Below are 17439 nucleotides of genomic sequence, written 5' to 3' on the forward strand. Positions count from 1 at the left end.
GGGTCTGGGCTTAGAGCGCCTGGGTCGCATCCTTCGGAACCGGGATATCGTGGCTCTGGGCGAAGCTGACCGCCTGCTTCAGCGCCTCGTACAGGTTCTTGGAGTTGCCCGGCAGGCTGGTGACGATGTAGGCGCCGGAGGACAGCTTGGGCAGGTCCAGCGGGGAGGCGGATGCCAGCGCATCCTTGAAGCCGCTGAACTGGTTGGCCATCTTGGAGTACTTCAGCACGCCCTTGGCCAGCGAGCCCAGGCCTTCGGCATAGGCTTTCTTCGCCTCGGCGTCCAGCACCGTGCCGGTGTTCTTTTGCTGTTCGCTGATGGCCTTGGACACGGCGCTCTGGGCGGAGTCAGCCTTGCTCAGGCTGTCCTTGGTGGCGCCGGAGGTCAGGGCTTCGGCTTCGGCCTTGGCCAGCGCGGCGGCATCCTTGGCGCCCAGCGCGGTCGCCATTTGGGACTGGGCCATCAGCACTTGCTTGTTGGCGCCGGTGTAGGATTCGACCAGTTGTTTCTGCTGGCCGATCAGGTCGGCGCCGCTGCTGCTGTTGCCGGCGCCGCCGGTCAGGCTGGTCACGGCGTCGAACATGCCCGCCTGGGCGGTCACGGCGGTCAGGCTGAGGCCGGCAAGGGCGGCCACGATCAGGGTTTTGCGCATTTTCATCTCCGGATGCATTGTTGTTGGGTGAGTTTTTTCGGGTTTATTTGATGCCGGCGTTGGTCATCTGGCTCAGCAATTCGCGGGCGACGTCCTCGGCGGCTTTCTTCAGCGCGTTGACTTGCGCTTCTTCCTCGGTCGGACCAAGGCCGGCGGCTTGGATCGGACCGACTTCAGCCTTGGTTTCGGGGATGGAGTCGCTGGCGTCCAGCAGTTTGCCGGTGGCGGCTACCGATACGCGGAACATGCCGGTGGCGGGATCGGTGTCGGCCAGGCGCACGTCCAGCGTGCCATAGGCGATATAAGGCACCTTGGCGTTCTGCAGGCCGGCGGCCACGTTGCGCTCGGTCTGCGGCTGCAGGTCGTTGCCGGATTTGAAGTCGGCCTCCACGCTCTTGATCTTCAGCAGGCCCTTGGTGTACGGCTCCAGGTAGGCGGCATCCACCACCTTGAATCCGGCGCCGGCGAATACGCCGTTGAATACGCTTTTCAAGTAGTTGCTGGGGAAGATCGCGTAGGTTTTCTTGGTGGCCTTGCGGGTGGTGCTGCCGCCGGTTTCCACCGACTCGCGGTACTGAGCGCCGGAACGGCCGGCCTTGCCTTGCGCCTTCAGCTCCACCGCCTGGTACTCGCGGTCGTCGAAGCGCTGCGAGCTGTCGGTCTGACGGGAGACGAAGATGAAGGTCAGCTTGGATTTCTGGCCGCCGTTGGCTGCCTGGGCTGCGGCGGAGGATGCCTTGACCGCGTTGTTCAGTTGGGAAACGTTGAGCGTGGCGCGGATGGTGACGGTGAACTGGCCCATGTCGGGACGATCGTCCTCGTTCAGGATCGCGGTATCCAGGATGTACCGATCCGGGTCCGCCTTCACTTTTTCGCGGATGGCGTCGAGGTTCTGCGACTGCGAGTCGCCGGCCTCGGCATAGTACTTGTCGATGGCCTTCAACTGCGCCTGCAGCACGGCCTGGGCGCGGACTTCGGGCGTGACCTTCTTGCCGAACAGCGAGGACTCGTACTTGACGGTCGCCTGGCCCTTGGCCGTGGCGGTCGCCGCCAACGCCTGGGCGCCGAACAGCATCAGGAATGCGATCAGGAGACTACGGATCATTTGCAGGCTTTCAGTAATTGCTGGGTGGATTGGATCTGTTTGTCGATGTCGGACGCGGAGGTGGACGATTTCAGCCAGCCATTGCGGTTGCCGGCCAGATTGTCGGCCAGCTTGGCGAACAGGCCCTTGATGGCTTCGTGATAGGCGGGGAAGTCGTCTATGGTGTCTTGCGACGCCGGCACCAGCTTGATCTCGCCGTTCTTGAAGTCGGCGTCCAGATAGTTCTTGCCGGATACCGGCTCCTGGATGTTGACGTGGGCGTAGGCGCCGTAGATATAGCTGGTGCCGGCGGCCACTTCTCCGCTGGTGATGCGGCGGAGCTTAGGGATGTCCAGGGTGATGGCGTAGTCGGCCTCCGGCAGCTTGAGCATGAACACGTCGCCCTCGGATACGCGCATGGACAGCGTGTTGCCGATGGCGTAGCCCTTGGTGTAAGGCAGCAGCGGCACGCCGGTCTTGCTGGACAGGTTTTCCGCGAACAGATCCGCGGCCCAGGTTTCCGCGGTGCCCGGCGTGCGCGTCAGCTCGGGGGGCAATGCCTTGCGGGCGTCGTCGCCGATGCGGACCTTGGCGACTTGCAGGAAGCGCGGAACCTGATCGGGCACGGCGGCCTCATGCATGATGTCGGCGAAGCGCTGCAGAATGCCGGGCTTGTCCTGTTCGCCGTAGTAGAGCGCGGCGAAGCGATCGTGCATTTCCCGCTCGCTGGGGTAGTGGTCGATCAGGTCCAAGTAGGCGAAGCTGAGCGGATAGGCGCGCAGCACGGTCATGTTCTTGAAATCGAAGAACATCGCCTGGGCGCGTACCTGGGTCATCAGTTTGGCGACATTGCCGAAGCGTTCGGCGGAAACGGTCTCGCCGGTAATCAGCAGCGTGGCGACGATGGCCTGGTCCTGCCCCTTCAGCGAAGTCAGGCCCTGCTGGTTCAGGTCGAAATGCAGCGGCTTGTCGGCGGCCAGCTTGGCCGCTAGCTGTTTGTTCAGCGGGTTGCCGCGCGCGGCCAGCGTCTTTTCCAGCTTCAGGCTGTAGGGAAAGCGGGCGGGAATGGACTTGCTGTCGCCGGAATAGGATAGGCCGGCGAACGTCACTGTGGCGGCATGGGAGGCCGTTGCGGCCAGCAATAGGCCAATGGCCAGCCATAAGGAGCGTAGCGTGGATTTCAAGAAAGCATTCCTTTCGTAATCCATACCATATCTGTATGGATTTTTAGACGTATGCCATATGTGAGGCGGCATAGTATACGTTAGGAATAATCTTTTTTGAATATTGTAAACAGTTTGCTGCGGGAAAAGGGGTTGATCGCGCTCAAGAAGGCGTGGATTCGGCGGGCGTGTGGAAGAGAAAACGGCTCCCTGGGGAGCCGTGAGGAGGACGGGCGAGGATTAGAAGCTCAGTCCCGCGCCCAGGTAGGCGCCGTCGGCCAGCGTGCGGCTGCGGCTGTCGTTGTCGCGGCGGATGTCGAAGTAGCGGTAGCCGGCTTCCACGCTGAGCGGGCCGACCACGTTCCAGCGCACGCCGGCGGCGTAGTCGCTGACGCGGTCGACGCTGCCGCTGGCGAAGCTGCTCGGCGCGTAGTAGGCCTGGCCGAACAGCTTGACCTTGGGCACGAGGTCGAAACTGGCGCGGCCGCCGACCAGCGCGGCGGTGGCGGAGCCGCTGTCCGGCGACAGCGCCATCAGCTTGCCGCCGCCGGCCACGGTCAGCGGGCCCAGCGGCAGCGCGAACTCCAGGCCGGCGCCGCCGGCGCTGCCCTTGTGGTCGTCGCGCAGGTAGTCGAGATTGAGGCCGATGCCGAAACCGTCCGGCGTGCGGGTGAGTTGCTGGGTGCCGTTGCCGGCGCCGAACATGTAGTCGGCGGCGTGGGCGCCGCCGGCCAGCCCGGCCAGCGCCAGGGCGATTGCGAAATGCTTCATGCGGTCCATTCCTGTTGATTCAAACGACAACAGATAGTGACCAATTTCTAAAAAACAAGTTCAGCCCGTCAATTGCTCAGCCGCTGCTCCAGCGCCAGCACCATGGTTTTCAGCGCCGCCACTTCGGCCTCCAGCGCCGCCACCCTGCCGGTCAGGCCCACGTCTATCACTTCGCAGGCTTGCACAGGGATGATCTGCGGCTCGCCGGACAGCAGGTGGCACCAGCGCGCCTCGCGCTCGCCCGGCTGGCGCTCCAGCTTCATCGCCAGCGGCGGGTATTTGTCGGCCAGCGCGTTCAGCGCGGTTTCCACCTCGTCCACGCCGGAGAAGCTGTAGATGCGGCCGGCGCGGGCGCGGATCTCGGCGCCGGTCTGCGGGCCGCGCAGCGTCAGCAGGCATAGCGCGGCCAGCCGCGCGCCATCGATGTTCCACTCGTAGTTGAGCCGGTGCTCGTACTTGGCCACCCGGCTGCCGGCCGGCAGCCGCTCGGCCACCAGCTTCTTGGCGATCAGCGCGTCCAGCGCGGCGCTGGCGTCGGCCTCGGACAGCTGCATCACCGGCTCGCGGCTGGTCAGCTGGTTGCAGGCGCCGACCAGCGCGTTCAGTGTCAGCGGGTAGGCGTCGGGCGTCAGCGCCTGCTTCTCCAGCAGCGCGCCCAGCACGCGCACCTCCATCGGGTCGAGTTGATGCGTGTCCATACATCCTCCATGGCGAGACAATACTGTCATGATCGCATCAAATCCGCCGGCCGTCCCGCGGCCTGGTCAATCCTGCTGGCGTTTTTCCAGCGCTTCCAGCTGGCGCAGGCGACGGATCTCGCGCAGGCGGCTGTCGTGCTCCTCCTCGTCCAGCGCGCGGTACAGCGACACCGCCATGCCTATCATGATCAGCATGAAGGGCAGCGCGCTGACGATCAGCACCGCCTGCAGCGCCTTCAGGCCGCCGCTTTGCAGCAGCACCAGCGCGATGGCGGCCAAGAGCACGCCCCAGATCAGCTTGACGCGGTGGCTGGGGTTCAGGTCGCCGCCGCTGGTGAACATGCCCAGCACGAAGGTGGCGGAATCGGCCGAGGTGACGAAGAAGATGATCACCAGCGTCATCGCCAGCAGCGACAGGACGCGGCCGCCGGGCAGCTGCTCGAACATCACGTACAGCGCGGTGGAGACGTCGGTCTTGATCGCGGACAGCAGGTCGGCGCCGCCGAACAGCTGCAGGTCCAGCGCGGTGCCGCCAAAGGCGGAGAACCAGACGAAGCTGGCCAGCGACGGCACCAGGAGCACGCCGACGATGAATTCGCGCACGGTGCGGCCGCGCGAGACGCGGGCGATGAACATGCCGACGAAGGGCGCCCAGGTGACCCACCAGGCCCAGTAGAACAGCGTCCAGTTGGCCATCCAGGTGCCCTGGGTGAACGGGCTCATGCGCAGGCTGGTGCTGGTCAGGTTGCCCAGGTAGTCGCCCAGCGTGGTGGTGAAGGTGTCGAAGATGAAGCCGGTGGGCCCCAGGACCACCACCGCCAGGAACAGCAGCGCCGCCAGCAGGATGTTGAGGTTGGACAGCCACTTGATGCCGCGCGACAGGCCGGTCAGCGACGACAGCAGGAACAGCGCGGTGGCGATGGCGACGATGGCCACGGTCAGCGTGGCGGACGGCGTCAGGCCGAACAGCATCTCCAGGCCGCTTTCGATCTGCAGCGTGCCGAAGCCCAGCGTGGTGGCGACGCCGAACACGGTGGCCAGCACCGCCATCACGTCGATGGCGGTGCCGAGCGGGCCGTCGACGCGGTCGCCCAAGAGTGGACGGAAGGCGGCGCTGATCAGGCCCTTCTGGCCGCGGTTGAACTTGAAGTAGGCCAGCGCCAGCGCGGTCAGGCTGTACACCGCCCATGGGTGCAGGCCCCAGTGGAAGAAGGCGTGGCGCATCGCCAGCCGCGCGGCCTCGGCCGATTCCGGCGCGGTGGACGCGCTTGCCGGCGTGGCGAAGTGGGACAGCGGCTCGGCCACGCCCCAGAACACCAGGCCGATGCCCATGCCGGCGGAAAACAGCATGGAAAACCAGCTCAGGCGGGAAAACTCCGGCTCGTCGTCCTCCTTGCCCAGCCGGATATGGCCGAAGCGGCCGAAGGCCAGATAGAGCGCGAACAGCAGGAAGCCGAACACCGACAGCAGATAGAACCAGCCGAAGCGGGAAATGGTGAAGCTCAGCCACTCGGAGGCGGTGGCGGTCATGTGCTCGGGGGCGACGGCGCCCCAGAGCGCGAACAATACGGCGAACAACAACGACAGGCGTAGGACCATCGGTACTCCTTGCATGGCGGCGCGCGTCCCCGCGCGGGGCGCGCAGCCGTGATGGATGGTGATGCGAGGCGAGGCCTGAGCCGCGGGCGAAACCGGCGACGGCCGGCGCGAAAGCCTTGCCCGGGCCAGAGCCTGCTGCGGGACTCTGCCGCCAACGGCCGTTTGCTGCCGGGCGCTGGCGGAGCGGGCCAGCATGGATGGATAAGGGCGCGCGGGATGGGGCGGGCGCTTTCTGTCCGATGCCGGCGGGGCTGTTTGAATATATGAATAAAATCAATGAATTGCTTTTTAGACTATCATTATTAGCATTTTCTTGTAAACATCTGTTGCGAGATTTGATGCAAATGGACAAGGTTGGCGGCTTCGCTTGACAGCGGGTGGCGGCTTCGCCAACCTGTCGCGTTCATCGGAATTCGGGCAGCGGGAACGGACATGATTCGAGTGGATATTTTGCTGGTGGAACAAGGGCTTGCCGCGTCGCGCACCGCCGCGCAGAACCTGGTGGCGGCCGGCCGCGTCAGCTGCGGCGGCGCGGTGGTGGCCAAGTCCAGCCAGAAATTTCCGGCGGACGCGGCGTTCGACATCGTCGCCGACGAGGCCGACCGCTACGTGTCGCGCGGCGGGTTGAAAATGCGCGGCGCGCTGGACGCGGCCGGGCTGGACATCGCCGGCTGGACCGCGCTGGACGTCGGCCAATCCACCGGCGGCTTCACCGACTGCTTGCTGCAGGCCGGCGCGCGCCGGGTGGTGGGCGTGGACGTCGGCCACGACCAGTTGCATCCGCGGATGCGGGAAGACGCGCGGGTACGCTATTTCGAAGGTGTCAACGCGCGCGCGCTGGACCGCGCGGCGCTGTTGGCAGTCAATGAGGGCGACGGCTTCGACTTGATGGTGTGCGACGTGTCCTTCATCTCGCTGAGCCTGGTGCTGCCGTCGGCGCTGCCGCTGTTGACGCCGGGCGGGCGTCTGCTCAGCCTGGTCAAGCCGCAGTTCGAGGTGGGGCGGGAAGGGCTGTCCCACGGCGGCATCGTCCGCGACGAAAGCCTGTATCCGCAGGTTAAGGACAAGATCGACCGGGTGCTGGCCGAGCAGAACATGAAGACGCTGGCCTGGTTCGACAGCCCGATCAAGGGCGGCGACGGCAACCGCGAGTTCTTCGTCCACGCCGAGCGCCGCTGACAAACGACGAGGCCCGCGCAAGGCGGGCCGGATGGCATGACGGCCCCGATGGCAACGGGGCCGGCGCGCTGGCCGGGACTTACTCGACGCGGATGTCGTCGTCTTCCTGGCTGCGCACTACCAGCAGCGGGCACTGGCTGCGGCGCAGGATGTCCTCGGCGAAGCTGCCCAGGAACAGATGGGCCAGGCCGCTGCGGCCATGGGTGCCCAGCACGATCAGGTCCGCCTGCTGCGCGCTGGCGTAGCCTATCAGCAGATCGGCCAGGTCATGGCCGCCTTCCCAGCTTTTCTCCAGATGGCTGACCACATCGGTCAGGCCCGCGTTGCGGGCGATGGTCTGGGCGCGGGCCAGCGCTTCCTGGCCTTGCTCCAGCGCCAAATCGTAGCCGGGGTCGCCGGCGTAGACGCCCAGGCTGTCGACCGCCAGGTCGCGCAGGCTGGCGACGTGGATCAGGCTCAGCCTGGCTTCGGTGAACTTGGCGACGCGGATGGCTTCATGCAGGGCTTTGTCGGAATTGTTGCTGCCGTCTATCGCGGCGATGATGTGACGATACATGGGCTGCTCCTTCGAAACACCGGCTTGGTGGGATGCCTTCAGCATACTCCGATGGCGGCGGCGGTGTCTCGCCGGGCGAGCGCGGGTATTGATCCAGGGCAAACTCGCGGGCTGCCATGCCTGACTCGAACCAGGCCATGGGTTCGGTTTGGTTTATGGAGTCCGCTGCGCGGACGAATGATTCCATGGCGGGGCTGCCCGCCGGGCAGGTCGGGGAGCTGTTTCGCCAGCTTCCCGACGACCCTAGGCGACCCCTGCGGCCCGCGAAACCCCGGCAAGACAGCCTTGGCCCAGACGCCGCCGATCGAAAAAACGGCGGCTCAAAGGCCACTGGACCAAGGCTGTCTTGCCGGCGCGAGCCGAAGGGGATGTGGCGCCTGTCGACAAACAATCAACGTTGGGACGCTTTAGACCAGGAATCCCAGATACTGCCGCTCCCAGGCGGTGACCTGGTGGTGATAGTCGTTCAGCTCCACCTCCTTCACCGCCAGATAGGCGCGGCTGAAGTCGGGCCCGAACAGCGCCTCGGCGCAGCCGACTGCCATCGCGGCGCAGGCGGCGTCCAGCGTGGTGGGCAGGCTGGCGGCCTGCTGCTTGAACACATTGCCGTGCACCGCCTCGTCCGGGACCAGCTTCCGCTCGATGCCGGCCAGGCCGGCGCCCAGGCTGGCGGCCAGCGCCAGATAGGGGTTGGCGTCGCAGCCGGGCAGGCGGTTTTCCACCCGCCGCGCCTCGGGGCCGGACACCGGCACCCTGAGCCCGACCGAGCGGTTGTCCAACCCCCAGCTGAGGTTGACCGGCGCCGCCATGCCCTTGACGAAGCGGCGGTAGGAGTTGGGGTTGGGGCAGAACAGCGGCATCAGCTCGGGCAGGAAGCGCTGCAGGCCGGCGATGAAGCTGAAGAATTCCGGGCTTTCCGAACCATCGGCGCGGCTGAAGGCGTTGCGGCCCTGGCGGTCGACCACGCTCTGGTGGATGTGCATAGAGCTGCCGGGCTGGCCGGGCAGCGGCTTGGCCATGCACACGGCGCTGAGGCCGTGGCGATGGGCGATTTCCTTCAGCGCGGTCTTGAACAGGAAGGTGTCGTCGGCCAGCTTCAGCGCGTCGCCGTGCTTGAGGTTGATCTCGAACTGGCTGGGGCCCATCTCGTGCACGCAGGTGTCGGTGGCGATGCCGAGCGTCTCGCAGGCCTGGTACAGCTCGTCGAAGAAGGCTTCCAGCTCGCCCAGCGCGGAGAAGCCGAAGGCGTCGAAGCCGGTTTCGCGGCGGCCGCTGGCGAGCGCGGGCGGCTGGAACGGCTGCGCCGGGTCGCCGTGGGCGGCGAACAGGTAGAACTCCAGCTCCGGCGCGACCACCGGCGTCCAGCCATGGGCGTCGTAGCGCGCCAGCACCTGCTTCAGCACCGAGCGCGGCGCCAGCGGCGACAGGCTGCCGTCGTGATCGACGCAATCGCAGATCACCATCGCGCGCGGAGTCTTGGCCCAGGGCACCGGACGCAGCGTGTCGTAGTCCGGCGCCAGCGTGACGTCCGGATCGTGTTCGCCGTAGAAGCTGTAGTCGGGAAATTCGCCGATACAGCTTTGCAGCGGCACCGCGCGCGCGATGCGCAGCGGCTGCCCCTTGATGAAGGCGGCGGCGGGCAGGGTCTTGCCGCGGGGAAAACCATGGACGTCGGCAAAGGCGAGCTCGACGTCCCGCGCCTTGCTGTGTTGCAGCCATTCGATGAGGCCTGCCGGCATGCGGGCATCAGACATACGATTCTCCACTGAAGCGTGCTGGGGTTCCTGTCTGTCCTCAGTTTTTTTTCTTGCTGTCATGGAGCGTGTGCCCGTAGCCATTATGCCAGCCGCAACGGCGGCGGCAAGTGCGGCGATGCCCAGAGCCGGTTTACAACTTCGCGGCGAGTGTTCTGCCGCCGCAGTTCAAGACGCGGCGGCGGGAAACGTATCGCGCGGCGCTCAGAGCCGGAAGCGGCTGACTGTCTGGTGCAGATTGGTCGCCTGCTGGTCGATGTCGCGCACCGCCTCCACCGCGTGGCTGACCGAGTTCTGGGTTTCCTCGACCACGCCGGCCACCTGTTCGACGTTGCCGGCGATATTGGTGCCGGCCTGGCTCTGCTCGCCCATCGCCACTACCACGTTGTGCACGTGCTCGAGCGCGGTGCTGGCCTGCCGGCTGATCGACTCCAGCGTTTCGGCGGCCTGCTGCACCTGCTCGACGCCGGCCTGCACCGCGGGGCGGATCTCGTCCATGCGGCCGGAGACGTTGCCGGTTTCGTTGATCACCGCCTGCACGATGCTGCTGATCTCGTCGGTGGCGCTGGCGGTGCGCTCGGCCAGCTTGCGCACTTCGTCGGCCACCACCGCGAAGCCGCGGCCCATCTCGCCGGCGCGCGCGGCTTCGATGGCGGCGTTCAGCGCCAGCAGATTGGTCTGGTTGGCGATGTCGCGGATGGTTTCGGCGATGCTGCTGATGCTGCGGCTGCGTTCGGCCAGCTGGCCCACCATGTCGCTGGCGCCGTGGATCTGGTCGGCGATCTGGCGGATGCCGTCGGCGGCGTTGCCGGCCAGGGTCTTGCCCTCGCTGGCCAGCTGGGCGGTATCGCGCGCGCCGGTCTCGGTGTCGCGGGTGCTGGCGCTGACGTGGTCTATGCTGACCGACAACTGCTCGATGGCGGCGGCGGCCGAGGTGGTGGACGAGCTGGCGATGCCGGACACCTCATGCACCTTGTCCATGTCGCTGGACAACTGATGGCAGGAGTGGTTGATGCTGGAGGTGGCGCGGCCGATCTCCTCTATCATCAGGCGCAGCTTGCCGCGCATGTCGTTCATCGCGCCCAGCAGGCTGTTGGGCCCGCCTTTGACTTCGATCTCCACGCTGAGATCGCCGTCGGCGATCGCCTTGACCACGTCGGCGGCGTAACGCGGCTCGCCGCCCAGCGATTGCAGGATGGAGCGCGACATCCAGCCCACCAGCGTGCCCAGCACCACCGCGCAGACCACGGCGACGATCATCAGCGTTCGCGCCTCGCTCCAGAACAGCTGGTCGATGTCGTCGATGAAGATGCCGGTGCCTATCGTCCAGTCCCACGGCTCGAAACGGAACACGCCGTTCAGCTTGGGAAACTCCTCGTCGCCGCTGCCCTTGCGCTTGGTCTGGATCACCAGCACGCCGTAGTGTGCGTCCTTCATCGCATCGTCGTAGGCTTCCACCGTGGTGCGGCCGTCCGGCAGCTTGCTGCCCATGTCCAGCTTGCCGACGCGGTCCTTGCTGGGGTGGAACAGCACGCGGTGCTCGCGGTTGCGGCCGAAGAAGTAGATGTCGTCCACCTTCAGCGCGGAGAGCGCGGCGATGGCCTGCTTCTGCGCCTCGGCGCGCGGCATGCCCTTGGCCTCCAGCTGCTGGAAGTGGGTGAGGCTGTTCTCGGCCATTTTCAGCAGGTGGACGATTTGTTCGCTTTTTTCCTGATGCAGGGTGGCGCGGGTGGAAAGCAAGGCGACGGTGGACAGGCCGAGCAGCGCCACCAAGCTGGCGACGATGATGATGATCAGGCGAGTATTCAGCTGCATTTTCGACACTCAGGTATAAGGGAACAAGCCGCCGCAGATGCGGCGGCGGCGCGGGCCCGTGGGGGACGGTCCGGCGCCGGCTGATTATACGTTTCTGTTGTTACAGTCTAGTTCATGACACAACTGGCAACATCGCAATTTTCCCTAATGCCAATCGTCATGCCGCGGCGGTGGGCAAGCGTCCGCCGCGGACCGCGGCGTCGAACAGCCGGTAGTCGGCTTCCACCTGGTCGGCATAGGCCTGCGCGTAATCGGCCAGCGCTTGGTCGAACTTGTCCGACTCCCCCAGATAGCCGGCGATTTCGGCCGCGCAGCCGCCCGACTTGGCATGCGCGCGCGCCAGCGTCCAGCCGCAGGCCTGGCCGTAGCTGGCCAGCTCTTCGGCATTGGTGAATGCTTCCAGCGCCGGGGCGGCCTTCATGTCGCGCAGCTGGCGCATGTAGAAGTGATGGCCGTCGGCGCCCTGGGTCCAGCCCAGGAACAGGTCGCTGGTGGCCTGCATCAATCGTTGGCCGAACACCACTCGCTTGCCCTGGTTGCCGTGCACGCACGGCTGGGTAAAGGCCTCCAGCACCGACGGCCGCGCCTCCTTCAACTGCAGGAACAGCGGCTGGTCGTAGTCGTCCTGCAGCAGCAGCGCCAGGCAGCGGGTGCCGACGCTGCCGACGCCCACCACCTTGAAGGCGGCGTCCACCAGCCGGAAGCGTTGCAGCAGCTCGCGGCGGTCTTCCTTCAGGGTGTCGATGTAGCCGGTCAGCATGCGCTGGATCTTGGCCATGCTGTCGCCGCCCAGCCAGTCGTCGCAGGCGGCCAACGGGCCGTTCCGGTCGTCGAGGTGGAAAATCACCGGCGGGTTGTCGCGCAGCCGCAAGCCGCCGTCCTCAAGGTCGGTCATCTTGGGCAGCAGCCGTTCCTGGGTCTGGTTGCGCGCCTTGCCGGCCACTTTGTTCAATTGCTGGCGCATGCCCTCGTCGGTGGCCTGGGACAGCAATTGTTCGAAATCGACGCGGCAGTACCACAGGTCCAGCTGGCTCATCTGCGAGAAAGCGCCGATGCGGCGGCGATAGGTGGCGGACAGGCGCTGAACGATCTCGCGGGTGACCTGGGCGTCGAAGCCGCGGCTGCGGCCGGCCAGCACCAGGCTGACCGCCAGCCGCTTGACGTCCCATTCCCAGGGGCCGGGATGGGTTTCGTCGAAATCGTTGATGTCGAACACCAGTTGCCGTTCCGGCGAGGCGAAGAAGCCGAAGTTCATCAAGTGGGCGTCGCCGCAGATTTGCAGGCGCAGGCCGCTGTCGGGGCCGGCGGCCAGGTCGGCGGCCTGGATCATCGCCATGCCGCGGAAGAAGGCGAACGGCGACGCGTGCATGCGCGCGTAGCGCAGCGGCACCAGCGCCGGCACCCGGCCCTGGGAGGTGGACTCCACCTGAGCCACCACGTCGCGTTCCGGCGCCAGGTGGAGTTCGGCCTGGCTGGAGCGAGGGCATTGGCTGCGGCGGGCCTTGCCGTCGGCGTAGTGCTGATCGTACTTGGGATGGGAGGCGGTGGTCATCGGCGAGTCCGTTTGTGGCGTATGCCGTCAGTGTAACCGCGCGGGGCGGGTGGCGCGCTGCCGACGCGGTTCGGTAAGCCAGCCAGGTTTCGCCGCTGGCGCTTATTCACAGCTTGTTCTGAAATTGTCCACATTATGCACAGGCTGTTGTGGATGAAATCACTTACCCACATAGTCGGCAAGGAATAAGCGGTTTCCTGACAGTTTCCCACAGTCTTATCCCGGGATATCCAGATCATCCACAGCCAGTCGCGGAATGCTGGACTTATCCACAGTCATTTGCGGGCGCAGCCGTGAATCTGCTTCTTCCAGGCCGGGCTGAGCGGCATGCCGTTCAATCTGACCTCCAGCAGGCTGCCTTCCCCTTGCGGCAGGATGTCCACCCGAGTGCCGGAGGCGTCGCTGACCGGGTTGCGCAGCGCCAGGCTGCGGCTGCCGTCGCGCTCGTCGCGGCGCTCGACGAAATCATCGGGGATATGCAGCTTTTGCAAGCCTTGCTGCAGGCAGTCGGCCACTTGCTGCGGCGGGCGCTGGCTGTTCAGGCTGAGCGAGGGGGCGGCGCGCAGCGGCGTGGCGCAGGCCAGCAGGGACAAGGAGACGACGAGGGGAAGAACGGCGCGGAATAGGAACATCGGCTTGGGCATGGGTTGGTGAAACAATGCCTTTTGGTGGGCCGGCCGCCGCCGCGGGTTCCGTCATTCGCGGCGGCAAGATGTTAAGCGATGTTACGCGAAGCGGTCGCCGGGCTGGCAGCGGAGCAGGAAGGCCAGCATGTCGGCGACGCGGGCGTCGCCTTCGATCGGGGCCCAGGCGGCCTGATCGGACTCGGGCAGGGGCTGGTATGGGCCGCGCTTCACTTCGAACACCACGCTGCCCGGCTCCAGCGACACCACCGAATGCCAGGTGCCGGCCGGCATCTCGAACGCGCGCGCGCCGCCGTCGCCCAGACGGTGGCGGGCGACCACGGTTTCGCCGGCGGCGTCGAATTCGATCCAGTCCAGCGCGCCGGACAGCATGATCAGCAATTCCGGGCTGCCGGGGTGGCGGTGCGGGCGGACATAGGTGCCCGGCTCCATGGCGATGGCCAGGCGCTGGACGACGTCGTCCAGCTCGGCGTGGATGTTGTGGTGGGCGCGCAGGCGCGGCGCACAGGCGGCCTTGGCGGACAGGTCGGCGAGGTCTTGGTTGGTCAGGGTTTTCATGTTTTGGCAAGGCGAGCTTGTGAGGCAAAGGGGGATTATCGCGTGAAATGAGCGGGATGTCTGATATCGCGATAGGAGAGGCGGCGCCAAGAAGACGCGCGCGTGAAAATCACAGTTAATGATTTTGGCATTGAAAATTTCAATTACCGGACAATTTGAATGTTTGCCGCTCCGGCTACGTGAAGCGAGCAAATTTTACGCAGGCCTGAGCAGGGAGCTGGCGTGTCAATAAAAATGAAGAGGAACATCAAATGAAAGCAAATACAAATGTACTGCTGGCGTTGCTGGCTGGCGCCTTCGGCTTTGCCTCCCAAGCGCATTCCGCGCCAAGCGGAGCCGATTCGGCGCAGATTCCATTCAGCGTGCCCTTGACGAGGCAAGCCAATGGCTTCATGGCGGTCCAGGCGCGTCTCAATGGTGTGGATGGCCGCTTCTTGCTCGACAGCGGGGCGTCGATGACCTGCGTGGATCGCAAGCAGGCGGCCCGGTTTGGTTTGGAAAATGAAGGGATAACGAGGGCTTCGCATGGATCCGCCGGGACGACGGAGATAAAGCGGGCCGCCGACAAGCCGCTGGAATGGGGCGGTAGATTGGCGGCAGACAAGCTGGCTGTGTATCTGACGGATTTCGACGCGATCAATCAAGGCTTGGCCGAGGAGGGGATTGCCGCGGTGGATGGCGTCATCGGTATGGACGTGCTGGCCGGGCAGCATGCGGTGCTGGATTATGGGCAGCAGCAGTTGCGCGTGCGAAATGACGCCAAGCCGGCGGCGGCCTTTGATCGCTTGCCCTTGACGTCGCTGGGAGGCGAGCAGTTGATGGTGGAGGGGGTGGTCAATGGCGTGAAAGGGCGCTTCATCATCGACACGGCCGCGGACGGGACATTCGTCACCGATGACGCGCACGCCGCCAAGTTCCATCTGGCCCGGCAGGCTGGAACGGATCAGGTGCATGGCGTCGGAGGCAGCGTCGAAAGCCATTTTTACTTATTGGACAGCCTGCAGTTGGGCCCGCGTTTCACGCTGCGGCAGCAGAAGGTGATGACCATGGACTTGGCCGGCGTGAACGCCTCGCTGAAAGCCAAGGGGCTGGAGGAGGTGGATGGTTTGCTTGGCGCCAATGTGCTGAACCAGGGGGAGGCCGTTTTTAACATCGGGCAACAGGTTTTGCAGCTCAAGCCATTGATTTGATTTTGAGTCCGGGCCGGCCGGGCTGCCCTTCGGGCCATTCCCTGCCGGCGGGTGGCTTTGCCAAACGTTCCTGGCCGTGAGCGACATTGCGGCGTGCTGTTTTTCGCACTCTGTATTTGACAGAAATGGCCGCTGCCGCAATATCAAGACGAACAGACTCTTAACGCTGGCGACGGCCAAAAACGGCAGCGCATTTGAGCGGGGACGCGCCGGAGCAGGCAGTGCAGGCCACGGGATCTGGATGCGCAGCGCACAGAGGTGTGGTCGACAGCGCGACCTGTCCACACCCTTGCGCGCGTTTCCGTCCTCCCCCTCCCGACGGCTGGTTTGGCCGGCAGTCCAGGGGAAGGCGCCACAAGGGCCGGAAGCGGCCTACTGTCTGACCTGCCCGTCGCCCAGCACGATCCACTTCTGGCTGGTCAGGCCGTTGAGGCCGACCGGGCCGCGGGCGTGGATCTTGTCGGTGGAGATGCCGATCTCGGCGCCCAGGCCGTACTCGAAGCCATCGGCGAAACGGGTGGAGGCGTTGACCATCACGCTGGCCGAGTCCACTTCGCGCAGGAAGCGGCGCGAGCGGCCGTAATCCTCGGTGACGATGGCGTCGGTGTGGTGGCTGCCCCAGTGGTTGATGTGCTCGATCGCCTCGTCCATGTCCTTCACCACCTTCACCGCCAGCACCGGGGCCAGGTATTCGGTGGCCCAGTCCTCGTCGGTGGCGGCCTTGACCTGCTCGCCCAGGATGGCGCGGGTGCGTTCGCAGCCGCGCAGCTCCACGCCCTTTTCCCAATAGGCGCTGGCCAGCCGCGGCAGCATGAATTCGGCGAAGGCGCTGTGCACCAGCAGCGTTTCCATGGTGTTGCAGGTGCCGTAGCGATGGGTCTTGGCGTTGATGGCGATGTTGAACGCCTTGTCCGGGTTGGCGGTGTCGTCGATGTAGACGTGGCAGTTGCCGTCCAGGTGCTTGATCACCGGCACCCGCGCCTCGGCGCTGATGCGGGCGATCAGACCCTTGCCGCCGCGGGGCACGATCACGTCCACGTACTCCGGCATCGCGATCAGCTCGCCCACCGCGGCGCGGTCGGTGGTGGCCAGCACCTGCACCGCCTCGGCCGGCAGGCCGGCGGCGGCCAGGCCCTCGTGCACGCAGGCGGCGATGGCCTGGTTGCTGTGGAAGGCCTCGGAGCCGCCGCGCAGGATGGTGGCGTTGCCGGATTTCAGGCACAGGCCGGCGGCGTCGGCGGTGACGTTGGGGCGGGCCTCGTAAATGATGCCCACCACGCCCAGCGGCACCCGCATCTTGCCCAGCTGGATGCCGGACGGGCGGTAGCTCATTTCGTCGATTTCGCCCACCGGGTCCGGCAGCGCGGCGATCTGGCGCAGGCCGTCGGCCATTGCCAGCACGCCTTTGGCGTTGAGGGTCAACCGGTCCAGCATCGCGTCGTCGAGGCCGGCCTGGCGCGCGGCGTCCAGGTCCTGGCGGTTGGCGGCCAAGAGCGCGTCCTGTTCGCGGACGATGGCGTCGGCGATGGCGTGGAGCGCGGCGTTTTTCTGGTTGGTGTCGGCGCGGGCCAGCAGGCGCGATGCTTTGCGCGCGGCCTGGCCCAGCTGCTGCATGTATTCTTTGACGTTCATGGCGAAGAGTCCCGGTGCTGTTGTTTTCTGATTGTTTGCAGCTTAAACCAAAGCGCTGACAGCGAACAGAGACAGTCGGAATGTGGATTGGCTATTGTCCGGCAAGGGGCATGCAGAGGCAGGCCGGGCCGGGGCCAGCGGGATCGGCGATGGCCCCGCGCCGGGGCGCGGGGCGAGGGATTCAGCGCGGGATGGGTTGCAGCCGGGTCAGTTCGGCGGCGCGGGCGGCGGTGGACGCCAGCTCGCAGTCGGCGGCCACCAGCGATTCTGCGGTGCCGCCGTCGGGGTCGACGTAGGCGCTGCAGTTGGCGGCGCGGTATTTCAGCCACAGCCGCTGGGCGACTTGCAGCCTTTGCTGGCGCTTGGCGGGCAAGGCGGCCATCAGCTTGCGGTATGTGTCGTTCAGCTGCTTGTCCTGGCGCGTGTGTTCTGCCGAGAGGCAATCCAGCATGCCGGCGGTGACGCCGCCGGCCTGATCCATGCACTGGTCGTAATGGTGGCTGTACATCGTCTCTTCGGCGCAGGCGAAGGCGCGGAAGGACAGGAGGCCGAGCAGCAGCAGGACGGACAGGCGTAGGACGTATCGAGTCAT

At 65.7% G+C, this 17439-nt stretch carries 16 protein-coding genes; 2 read left to right on the top strand and 14 right to left on the bottom strand.

The genetic code is table 11. The features are described from left to right. Nucleotides 1-10: 10 nt before the first annotated feature. The 6 genes from VL52_RS15650 to VL52_RS15675 all read right to left on the bottom strand — a co-directional run bounded on the left by VL52_RS15650 (nt 11) and on the right by VL52_RS15675 (nt 5967). Nucleotides 11-652 (bottom strand): hypothetical protein, encoded by a 642-nt coding sequence (locus tag VL52_RS15650; protein ID WP_046157933.1) that lies wholly within the window; start codon nt 650-652, stop codon nt 11-13. 43 nt (nt 653-695) lie between these two features. Then, entirely contained in the window at nt 696-1757 is a 1062-nt protein-coding gene (locus VL52_RS15655) for a hypothetical protein (protein WP_052717436.1), read from the bottom strand. Continuing rightward, the gene (locus tag VL52_RS15660) at nt 1754-2920 is read right to left on the bottom strand and encodes an acetate and sugar kinases/Hsc70/actin family protein (RefSeq protein ID WP_046157903.1); all 1167 of its coding nucleotides are present in this window, start codon (nt 2918-2920) and stop codon (nt 1754-1756) included. Before VL52_RS15660 ends, VL52_RS15655 begins: the two co-directional genes overlap by 4 nt. Nucleotides 2921-3139: 219 nt before the next feature. Beyond that, nucleotides 3140-3670, bottom strand: a complete 531-nt coding sequence (locus tag VL52_RS15665) for a YfaZ family outer membrane protein (RefSeq protein ID WP_046157934.1) — start codon at nt 3668-3670, stop codon at nt 3140-3142. A gap of 68 nt (nt 3671-3738) precedes the next feature. Next, nucleotides 3739-4368: a YceH family protein gene (locus tag VL52_RS15670; protein WP_046157904.1), complete on the bottom strand. Its 630-nt coding sequence runs from the start codon at nt 4366-4368 to the stop codon at nt 3739-3741. 66 nt (nt 4369-4434) lie between these two features. Beyond that, nucleotides 4435-5967, bottom strand: coding sequence for a glycine betaine uptake BCCT transporter (locus tag VL52_RS15675; RefSeq protein ID WP_046157905.1), 1533 nt, complete (start codon nt 5965-5967; stop codon nt 4435-4437). A gap of 432 nt (nt 5968-6399) precedes the next feature. Between VL52_RS15675 and VL52_RS15680 the strand changes: the two genes are divergently transcribed. Then, nucleotides 6400-7146 carry a TlyA family RNA methyltransferase gene (locus VL52_RS15680; RefSeq protein ID WP_046157906.1) on the top strand — a complete coding sequence of 249 codons (747 nt, stop codon included), beginning with the start codon at nt 6400-6402 and terminating at the stop codon, nt 7144-7146. A 79-nt stretch (nt 7147-7225) separates the two neighbouring features. On the opposite strand, the gene VL52_RS15685 is transcribed toward VL52_RS15680, so the two are convergent. From VL52_RS15685 to VL52_RS15710, 6 genes are all read right to left on the bottom strand, one after another. Next, nucleotides 7226-7702: a universal stress protein gene (locus VL52_RS15685; RefSeq protein ID WP_046157907.1), complete on the bottom strand. Its 477-nt coding sequence runs from the start codon at nt 7700-7702 to the stop codon at nt 7226-7228. Between the two features lie 407 nt (nt 7703-8109). Beyond that, the gene (locus tag VL52_RS15690) at nt 8110-9456 is read right to left on the bottom strand and encodes a glutamine synthetase family protein (protein ID WP_046157908.1); all 1347 of its coding nucleotides are present in this window, start codon (nt 9454-9456) and stop codon (nt 8110-8112) included. A 204-nt stretch (nt 9457-9660) separates the two neighbouring features. Further along, nucleotides 9661-11271 carry a methyl-accepting chemotaxis protein gene (locus VL52_RS15695; RefSeq protein WP_046157909.1) on the bottom strand — a complete coding sequence of 537 codons (1611 nt, stop codon included), beginning with the start codon at nt 11269-11271 and terminating at the stop codon, nt 9661-9663. A gap of 157 nt (nt 11272-11428) precedes the next feature. Further along, nucleotides 11429-12823 (bottom strand): DUF2252 domain-containing protein, encoded by a 1395-nt coding sequence (locus VL52_RS15700; RefSeq protein ID WP_046157910.1) that lies wholly within the window; start codon nt 12821-12823, stop codon nt 11429-11431. A 275-nt stretch (nt 12824-13098) separates the two neighbouring features. Next, a complete protein-coding gene (locus VL52_RS15705) occupies nt 13099-13455 on the bottom strand; it encodes a hypothetical protein (RefSeq protein WP_144410291.1) in 357 nt (118 codons plus the stop codon). Between the two features lie 93 nt (nt 13456-13548). Beyond that, on the bottom strand, nt 13549-14025 hold the full coding sequence (locus VL52_RS15710) for a WbuC family cupin fold metalloprotein (RefSeq protein ID WP_046157912.1): 477 nt from the start codon (nt 14023-14025) through the stop codon (nt 13549-13551). A gap of 251 nt (nt 14026-14276) precedes the next feature. Here VL52_RS15710 and VL52_RS15715 point away from each other — a divergent pair, with 251 nt between their 5' ends. Then, nucleotides 14277-15215 carry an aspartyl protease family protein gene (locus VL52_RS15715; RefSeq protein ID WP_046157913.1) on the top strand — a complete coding sequence of 313 codons (939 nt, stop codon included), beginning with the start codon at nt 14277-14279 and terminating at the stop codon, nt 15213-15215. Between the two features lie 372 nt (nt 15216-15587). Here the strand turns inward: VL52_RS15715 and VL52_RS15720 are convergent, their stop codons facing one another. Next, nucleotides 15588-16847, bottom strand: a complete 1260-nt coding sequence (locus VL52_RS15720; protein ID WP_046157914.1) for a glutamate-5-semialdehyde dehydrogenase — start codon at nt 16845-16847, stop codon at nt 15588-15590. 181 nt (nt 16848-17028) lie between these two features. Next, nucleotides 17029-17439, bottom strand: a complete 411-nt coding sequence (locus VL52_RS15725) for a lysozyme inhibitor LprI family protein (RefSeq protein ID WP_046157915.1) — start codon at nt 17437-17439, stop codon at nt 17029-17031.

The organism is Chromobacterium vaccinii (assembly GCF_000971335.1).
GTDB lineage: Bacteria > Pseudomonadota > Gammaproteobacteria > Burkholderiales > Chromobacteriaceae > Chromobacterium > Chromobacterium vaccinii.

Coding starts and splice junctions, on each gene's coding strand:
- VL52_RS15670 (WP_046157904.1), bottom strand. CDS start 4,368: ATGGACACGCATCAACTCGACCCGATGGAGGTGCGCGTGCTGGGCGCG.
- VL52_RS15720 (WP_046157914.1), bottom strand. CDS start 16,847: ATGAACGTCAAAGAATACATGCAGCAGCTGGGCCAGGCCGCGCGCAAA.
- VL52_RS15690 (WP_046157908.1), bottom strand. CDS start 9,456: ATGTCTGATGCCCGCATGCCGGCAGGCCTCATCGAATGGCTGCAACAC.
- VL52_RS15680 (WP_046157906.1), top strand. CDS start 6,400: ATGATTCGAGTGGATATTTTGCTGGTGGAACAAGGGCTTGCCGCGTCG.
- VL52_RS15725 (WP_046157915.1), bottom strand. CDS start 17,439: ATGACTCGATACGTCCTACGCCTGTCCGTCCTGCTGCTGCTCGGCCTC.
- VL52_RS15665 (WP_046157934.1), bottom strand. CDS start 3,670: ATGAAGCATTTCGCAATCGCCCTGGCGCTGGCCGGGCTGGCCGGCGGC.
- VL52_RS15655 (WP_052717436.1), bottom strand. CDS start 1,757: ATGATCCGTAGTCTCCTGATCGCATTCCTGATGCTGTTCGGCGCCCAG.
- VL52_RS15700 (WP_046157910.1), bottom strand. CDS start 12,823: ATGACCACCGCCTCCCATCCCAAGTACGATCAGCACTACGCCGACGGC.
- VL52_RS15710 (WP_046157912.1), bottom strand. CDS start 14,025: ATGAAAACCCTGACCAACCAAGACCTCGCCGACCTGTCCGCCAAGGCC.
- VL52_RS15685 (WP_046157907.1), bottom strand. CDS start 7,702: ATGTATCGTCACATCATCGCCGCGATAGACGGCAGCAACAATTCCGAC.
- VL52_RS15705 (WP_144410291.1), bottom strand. CDS start 13,455: ATGTTCCTATTCCGCGCCGTTCTTCCCCTCGTCGTCTCCTTGTCCCTG.
- VL52_RS15675 (WP_046157905.1), bottom strand. CDS start 5,967: ATGGTCCTACGCCTGTCGTTGTTGTTCGCCGTATTGTTCGCGCTCTGG.
- VL52_RS15715 (WP_046157913.1), top strand. CDS start 14,277: ATGAAAGCAAATACAAATGTACTGCTGGCGTTGCTGGCTGGCGCCTTC.
- VL52_RS15695 (WP_046157909.1), bottom strand. CDS start 11,271: ATGCAGCTGAATACTCGCCTGATCATCATCATCGTCGCCAGCTTGGTG.
- VL52_RS15650 (WP_046157933.1), bottom strand. CDS start 652: ATGCGCAAAACCCTGATCGTGGCCGCCCTTGCCGGCCTCAGCCTGACC.